9 protein-coding genes are annotated in these 6,686 nt (G+C 68.1%); 6 read left to right on the top strand and 3 right to left on the bottom strand.

All coding sequences use genetic code 11. The annotated features are described in order from the left end of the window. The 3 genes from E8D38_RS26975 to E8D38_RS26965 form a co-directional block, all read right to left on the bottom strand. The coding region (locus E8D38_RS26975; RefSeq protein ID WP_140637369.1) for a TRAP transporter large permease subunit at positions 1-411 on the bottom strand (411 nt) is incomplete at its 3' end. Next, positions 412-948: a TRAP transporter small permease gene (locus E8D38_RS26970; RefSeq protein WP_140637368.1), complete on the bottom strand. Its 537-nt coding sequence runs from the start codon at positions 946-948 to the stop codon at positions 412-414. Continuing rightward, a complete protein-coding gene (locus tag E8D38_RS26965; RefSeq protein WP_140637367.1) occupies positions 948-1,955 on the bottom strand; it encodes a TRAP transporter substrate-binding protein in 1,008 nt (335 codons plus the stop codon). Before E8D38_RS26965 ends, E8D38_RS26970 begins: the two co-directional genes overlap by 1 nt. Positions 1,956-2,029: 74 nt before the next feature. Here E8D38_RS26965 and E8D38_RS26960 point away from each other — a divergent pair, with 74 nt between their 5' ends. From E8D38_RS26960 to E8D38_RS26935, 6 genes are all read left to right on the top strand, one after another. Next, complete coding sequence (locus E8D38_RS26960) at positions 2,030-2,734, top strand: aspartate/glutamate racemase family protein (protein ID WP_181179515.1); 705 nt, start codon at positions 2,030-2,032, stop codon at positions 2,732-2,734. Beyond that, positions 2,731-3,651 (top strand): LysR family transcriptional regulator, encoded by a 921-nt coding sequence (locus E8D38_RS26955; RefSeq protein WP_140637366.1) that lies wholly within the window; start codon positions 2,731-2,733, stop codon positions 3,649-3,651. The genes E8D38_RS26960 and E8D38_RS26955 overlap by 4 nt, the downstream gene beginning before the upstream one ends. Positions 3,652-3,760: 109 nt before the next feature. Further along, positions 3,761-4,579 (top strand): putative hydro-lyase, encoded by an 819-nt coding sequence (locus E8D38_RS26950; RefSeq protein ID WP_140637365.1) that lies wholly within the window; start codon positions 3,761-3,763, stop codon positions 4,577-4,579. Between the two features lie 22 nt (positions 4,580-4,601). Then, positions 4,602-5,573 carry a TRAP transporter substrate-binding protein gene (locus E8D38_RS26945; RefSeq protein WP_140637364.1) on the top strand — a complete coding sequence of 324 codons (972 nt, stop codon included), beginning with the start codon at positions 4,602-4,604 and terminating at the stop codon, positions 5,571-5,573. A gap of 20 nt (positions 5,574-5,593) precedes the next feature. Continuing rightward, on the top strand, positions 5,594-6,253 hold the full coding sequence (locus tag E8D38_RS26940) for a TRAP transporter small permease (RefSeq protein WP_140637363.1): 660 nt from the start codon (positions 5,594-5,596) through the stop codon (positions 6,251-6,253). Between the two features lie 22 nt (positions 6,254-6,275). Further along, positions 6,276-6,686: TRAP transporter large permease subunit (locus E8D38_RS26935; RefSeq protein ID WP_181179512.1), on the top strand; the 411-nt coding region annotated here is incomplete at its 3' end.

Raw genomic sequence — 6,686 nt, 5'->3', positions numbered from 1 at the left:
GTCGTAGCCGCGCTTCTTCAGCTCCGGCAGGGCCACCTTGGCGATGGTGGCGCAGGTGGCCGCCGAGGAACCCGACACCGAGCCGAAGATGCCGCAGCCCAGGATGGTGGTGTGCATCAGGCGCCCCGGCACCTTGTTCAGCCAGGGCGACAGGCCCTCGAACATCTGCTCCGACAGCCGCGTGCGGAACAGGATCTCTCCCATCCAGATGAACAGCGGCAGCGCGGCCAGCTCCCAGCTGGCGTTGGTCTCCCAGAAGGCGGAGAAGAGGTTGGCACCCGGCTGGGTGCTGGTGAAGAAGGCCTGCCCGACCCAGCCCACGATGGCCAGCGTCATCGCGATCCACACGCCGCCGGAAAGCAGCAGCAACATCACCAGCAGCAACAAACCGCCGACCGCGAGCACGCTCATCTACATGTCTTCCGAAAAGTCGCCGCGGGCGTGTCGTTCCTCGACCAGCCGCACATAGGTGGGCTTGCGGCCGGTGAGCACCAGCCACAGTTCGTCGAGCACCGCCAGCAGCAGCAGGAGGGCACCGGCCACGAAGCTCAGCTGCGGGATCCAGATCGGGATCACCACCAGCCCGCCCGCCATCTCCTTGAAGGCGTAGCTGTCGTAGGCGAAGCTCGCCGCCCACCAGGCGAGGTAGGCGGTGGAGGCCGCCGCCACGAGCAGGGCCGCCGTCTCGAGCGCGCGGCGCGCGCCCTCGTCCAGCCTTTCGAGCAGCAGCGTCACCCGCACGAAGTCGCCATGCTTGAAGGCATGGGCCATGGCGAGGAAGGCCGAAGCCGCGCACAGCCACGACACGATGTCGTTGATGCCGCCCACCCGCCAGCCCACGCCCCGGCCCACCGACTGCACGATCATCAGCACGAAGATCAGCAGCACGCAGGCGGCGGCGGCATGGCCGGCGGCGGCGAACAGGCGGTCGAGCGCGCGCCGCAGCATCAGGGCTTCTTGGGCGCGGGCGCGGCCGTGCCAGCCTTGGCAGACTGCCGGAAGGCCGCGACGATGGCCTGGCCCTCAGGGCCTGCCTGCTTCTCCCAGTCGGCCAGCATGATGCCGCCCACCTGCTGCAGGTCGGCCACCAGCTTGGGCGGCGGCGCCACGATCTTCATGCCCTTTTCGGCCAGCGCCTTCTTGTACCAGTCGTTCTTTTCCTGGCTCACCTTCCAGCCGCGCACCTCGGCGTCGGCGGCGGCCTTCAGCACCGCGTCCTGCGTGGGCTTGTCGAGCGCCGCAAACGCCTTCTCGTTGACCAGCACCGCGTTCTTGGGCAGCCAGGCCTGGGTGTCGTACCAGTACTTGATGTGCTCGTAGGTCTTGGAGTCGTAGCCGGTGGAGCCCGAGGACATGTAGCTCTCGACCACGCCGGTGGCGAGGGCCTGGCTGAGCTCCGCAGCCTGGATCTGCACCGGCTGCGCGCCGATGAGTTCGGCGATCTTCGCGGTGGCCGGGCTGTAGGCGCGCCACTTGATGCCGCGCATGTCGGCCACCGAGCTGATCTCCTTCTTGGTGTAGATGCCCTGCGGCGGCCAGGGCACGGTGAACAGCAGGCGCATGCCCTGTGCGCCGAGCAGCTTCTGCAGGGCAGGGCGCTGGGCCTCGGTCAGCCGCTTCGCATCGGCATAACTGCTGGCCAGGAAGGGCAGGCCGTCGAGCGCATAGATCGGGTTCTCGTTGGCGAAGTTGGCGAGCAACACCTCGCCGATCTGCGCCTGCCCGCCCTGCACCGCACGCTTGATCTCGGGCGCCTTGAACAGCGACGCATTGGCATGCACGGTGATCTTCAGCTTGCCGCCAGTGGCCTTGTCGACGTCGGCCGCGAACTGCGAGAGGTTTTCGGTGTGGAAGTTGTTGGCCGGATAGGCCGCGGGCAGGTCCCATCTGGTCTGGGCGTTCGCGCCGGCGGCCAGGGTGGCGGCGACCAGCGTGAACGTGAGCCTCTGGTGCATAGGGTTCTCCATGAGAAAGCGAAGGACGAGAATAAGCCCGGGCGCTGCGACAAACGATGAGGGCTTTTCCTGCAATGAACGACGGGCGGACACTGGGCGTGCTGCTGCTGGACACGCATTTCCCCAGGCCGCCCGGCGACATCGGCAGTGCCGACACCTTTGCCGCCCCGGTGCGCTTCCATGTCGTGCAGGGGGCCTGTGCCAACGACGTCGTGTCATCGGTTAGCAGCCTGCGTGCCAGCGAGCTGCCCGCGCGCTTCGTCTCGGCCGCGCGCCTGCTGCAGGCCGCGGGGGTGGCTGCCATCACCACCAGCTGCGGCTTCCTCGTGGCCCTGCAGGCGCAGCTGCAGGCCGCCGTGGCGGTGCCGGTGGTGAGCTCGGCGCTGCTGTGGCTGCCGCAGCTGCTCAAGACCGAGCAGCAGGTCGGCGTGCTCACCTTCGACGCGGCTTCGCTCGGCAGCGCGCACCTGCTCTGCGCCGGCGTGCCCCAGGAGCGGCTGGCCGACGTGCTGATCGAAGGCATGCCGGCCGGCAGCGAGTTCGTGCGGGGCATTCGTGGCGACGACCCGCAGATGGACCTCGCGCTGGCGCGCGGCGAGGTGGTGACCGCGGCGCAGGCGCTCAAGGCGCGTGCGCCGACGCTGCGCACCCTGGTGTTCGAATGCACCAACATGCCGCCCTATGCACAGGACGTCGAGCAGGCCACCGGCCTGCGCACGCTGTCGCTGCTGCAGCATCCCGCCGTGCGATGGGCGGTGGACGACACATTGCATCCATGAACCTCAGATTCGTCGAAGCCTTCTACTGGGTCGTGTCGCTGAAGAGCGTGTCGCGCGCGGCCGAGAAGCTCTTCATCACGCAGTCGGCCATGTCCAGCCGCATCTCCGCGCTCGAAGACGAGCTCGGTGTGCTGCTGCTCGACCGGCGCGACAAGCAGTTCCGCCTCACCGTGGCCGGGGCGCGCTTCTTCACCTATGCGCAGCGCCTGCTGGAGCTGCAGCGCGAGATCAAGTCGGAGATGGGCAGCGCCGGCGCGGCGCAGACGGTGTCGCTGCGCATCGGCGCCATCGAGTCGGTGGTGCATTCGTGGCTCACCGAATGGGTGCAGCACATGCGGCGCGGCAGCCCCGAGTTCGAACTGCAGCTCACGGTGGAAACGACGCCCATCCTGGTGGAGCAGCTGCGGCGCGGCGCGCTCGACATCGCCTTCGCCGCGCTGCCTTCTTCGGGCGAGGGCGTGCGCACGCTCGCGCTGCCGCCGATGGAGATGGCGTTCGTGGGCCACGACGACCTGCACCGCAAGCGGTGGTACACGCTCGCCGACCTGTCGCAGATCGACCTGCTCACCTTCCAGCGCGGCTCCCAGCCGCATGTGGCCCTGCTCGACCTGTTCCGCCAGGGCGGGCACGAGCTCAAGCGGGTCCACACCATCTCGTCGATCTCGGCCATGGTCCAGCTGGTCGAAGGAGGCTTCGGCGTGGCCACGCTGCCTCAGGCGGCGGTGGAGCGCCTGTCGCAGCGGCTGCCGCTGCGCACGCTCAGGAGCGAAGTGCCGCTGGCGCCCCTGCCGGTGCACGCGAGCTTCCGCGACGACCCTGCTTCGGGCGTGGTGCGCAGCGTGGTCGAGGCGGTGTTCGCCTTTGTTGGTGCACCGGTGCCGCGCCAGAAGCGTGCATCGAAAAAATCGATGGACTGATAGAAAAACTATCTGTTTGCGGCCGCGCTGCCCGCCTACCAGAATTTGCTCCATCGCGCCTGTTCCTGCGGCAACAGGCATACAAACACAGAGACAACCGGAGACGTCGATGGGCGCATCGAGCGAACACTCGCTGCTGGGCGAGCACGACCTGGAACAGGCGCTGGACGTGCGGCGAGCCATCCGCAGCGGCCGTTGGACCTCGCACACGAGCGGCCTGGCCGACGACCATGTGCAGGGCAACGTGGTGATCCTGCCCCAGGCCCTGGCCGGCGACTTCCTGCGCTACTGCCAGCGCAACCCCAAACCCTGCCCGGTGCTCGCCGTGTCCGAGCCGGGCGACCCGATGCTGCCCGGCCTGGGCACCGACATCGACATCCGCACCGACGTGCCGCGCTATCGCGTGTGGCGCCACGGCGAGCTGGTGGACCAGCCGACCGACATCACGGGGCTGTGGCGCGAAGACCTGGTCACCTTCGTGATCGGCTGCTCGTTCTCGTTCGAGCAGGCGCTGCTGGACGCCGGCCTGTCGCTGCGCCACGTCGACCAGAAGAAGAACGTGGCCATGTACCGCACCAGCATCGCCACCGAGCCGGCAGGGCCCTTCTGCGGCCCGATGGTGGTGAGCATGCGGCCCATGACCGCGGCCGCCGCGATCCGCGCGATCCAGGTCACCTCGCGCTTCCCCGACGTGCACGGTGCGCCGGTGCACATCGGCGACCCGGCGCAGATCGGCATTGCCGACCTGTCGCGGCCGGACTACGGCGATGCGGTGGAGGTGCTGCCGGGCGAGCTGCCGGTGTTCTGGGCCTGCGGCGTGACGCCCCAGGCGGCGCTGGCCCAGGCGAGGCCCGAGTTCTGCATCACCCATGCACCGGGCGCCATGCTCATCACCGACCTCTTGAACCGGCAACTGGCCAGCTTCTGAAGACAACCCAACGGAGACCGCGATGAAACGACTTCTGCTTGCCTGCGCCGCCGCCATGGCGCTGCCGGCCGCCCATGCGCAGACGAAATGGGACCTGCCTTCGGGCTATGCCGCCAACACCTTCCAGGTGCAGAACCTGCAGCAGTTTGCCGACGAGGTGGCCAAGGCCACCGGCGGCAAGCTGAAGATCACGCTGCATCCGAATGCCTCGCTGTTCAAGGCCAACGAGATCAAGCGCGCGGTGCAGTCGTCGCAGACGCCGATCGGCGAGTTCATCCTGTCGGGTGCCTCCAACGAGAGCCCGGTGTTCGGCCTGGACTCGATTCCCTTCCTCGCCACCAGCTATGCCGAGGCGAAGAAGCTCAACGACGTGTCGCGGCCGTATCTGGAGAAGGTGCTGGCCGAGCAGAACCTGAAGCTGCTGTACGCGGTGCCCTGGCCGCCGCAGGGGCTGTATTCGATCAAGCCCGTCACGTCGATGGCCGACCTGAAGGGCACCAAGATGCGCGCCTACAACCCGGCCACCTCGCGCATCGCCGAGTACGTGGGCGCGCAGCCCATCACCATCCAGCTGGCCGAGCTGAGCCAGGCGCTGGCCACCGGCACGGTGGAGAACTTCCTCACCTCGAGCGCCAGCGGCGTGGACAGCAAGCTCTACGAGCAGGCCAGGTACTTCTACGACGTGAACGCCTGGCTGCCGCGCAACGCGGTGGTGGTGAACCGCAAGGCCTTCGAAGCGCTCGACAAGCCCACCCAGGACGCGCTGGTGAAGGCGGCGGCCACCGCCGAGCAGCGCGGCTGGCAGGTCAGCGAGCAGAAGGACGCCGAATACATCAAGACCCTGGCCGCCAAGGGCATGAAGGTCGATGCGACCAGCGACGCGCTGAAGCAGGAGCTGAAGCTGATCGGCGGTCGCATGACCGGCGAATGGCTCAGGACGGCGGGTGAGGACGGCAAGGCCATCATCGATGCCTTCCGCAAGTCGCAGCCCTGATGGACCCGGGTGGTGGTGCGATGAAGACGACCAAGCTCGCGGTGCTGGTGCAGCCCGCTGACACGCAGGCCCCGGCGCCGGCCGAGTCGCTGCATGCGTTGCCGGCCTCGCGCGTCGCGGCCAACGAGCCGGCCGGGCCCGGCGCACTGCGCAAGGGGCTCGACGCGGTGTACCTGGCCGCAGGGGCGCTGGGTGCCATCTTCATCGCGCTGATCTGCGTGCTGATGGTGGGGCAGAGCATCGGCCGCGGCCTGGGCATCGGCATGGGCTTCGTGAACGACGTGGTGGCCTGGCTGTGCGCGGCCGCGGCCTTCTTCACGATGGCCCATGCTTTCAAGCACGGCGACTTCGTGCGGGTGACGCTGCTGCTGGAGTCGCTGGGCCCGTTGCCGCGGCGCATGCTGGAGCTGGTGTCGCTGCTGGTGGCCGTCGCGGCGGTGGGCTACCTGGCCTGGTGGGCCTGCCTGTTCACCTACGAAAGCTGGGAAATCCACGAGCTGTCGCAGGGCCTGCTGGTGATCCCGATCTGGGTGCCGCAGCTGAGCTTCGCGCTGGGTTCGCTGCTGCTGCTGGTGGCGGTGGTCGACGAACTGGTGATCGTGCTGCGCGGTGGCGTGCCGACCTTCGTGCGGGTGGTGCAGGAGCGGCATGCCGCCGGCGACTTCTCCTCCGACCTCTGAAGTCACATAGAGGGTAGTTCTCATGGAAACCTTGATGGTAGGCGGCGCCTTGCTGCTGCTCATGCTGCTGCTGTTGTCCGGCGGCGTGTGGATCGCGATGACGCTGGCGATCGTGGGCTGGGTCGGACAGGCCTTCTTCACCAGCACCCAGCCGGGCAAGAACCTGTTCTCGGCCTTCTGGGAAAGCAATGCGAGCTGGGAACTGGCGGCGCTGCCGCTGTTCATCCTCATGGGCGAGATCCTGTTTCGCAGCAAGCTGAGCGAGGAGATGTTCGAAGGCCTCGCGCCCTGGCTCGGCAGGATCCCCGGCCGCCTGATGCACACCACCATCCTGGGCTGCGGCATCTTCGGCTCGGTGTCGGGTTCCTCGGCGGCCACCTGCGCCACCATCGCCAAGGTGGCCCTGCCGGAGCTGAAGAAGCGCGGCTACGAC

Origin of the sequence: Methylibium rhizosphaerae (genome assembly GCF_006386545.1) — a bacterium.
Classification (GTDB): Bacteria; Pseudomonadota; Gammaproteobacteria; order Burkholderiales; family Burkholderiaceae_C; genus Pseudorivibacter; species Pseudorivibacter rhizosphaerae.
This window is presented reverse-complemented; position numbering and strand designations above follow the sequence as displayed.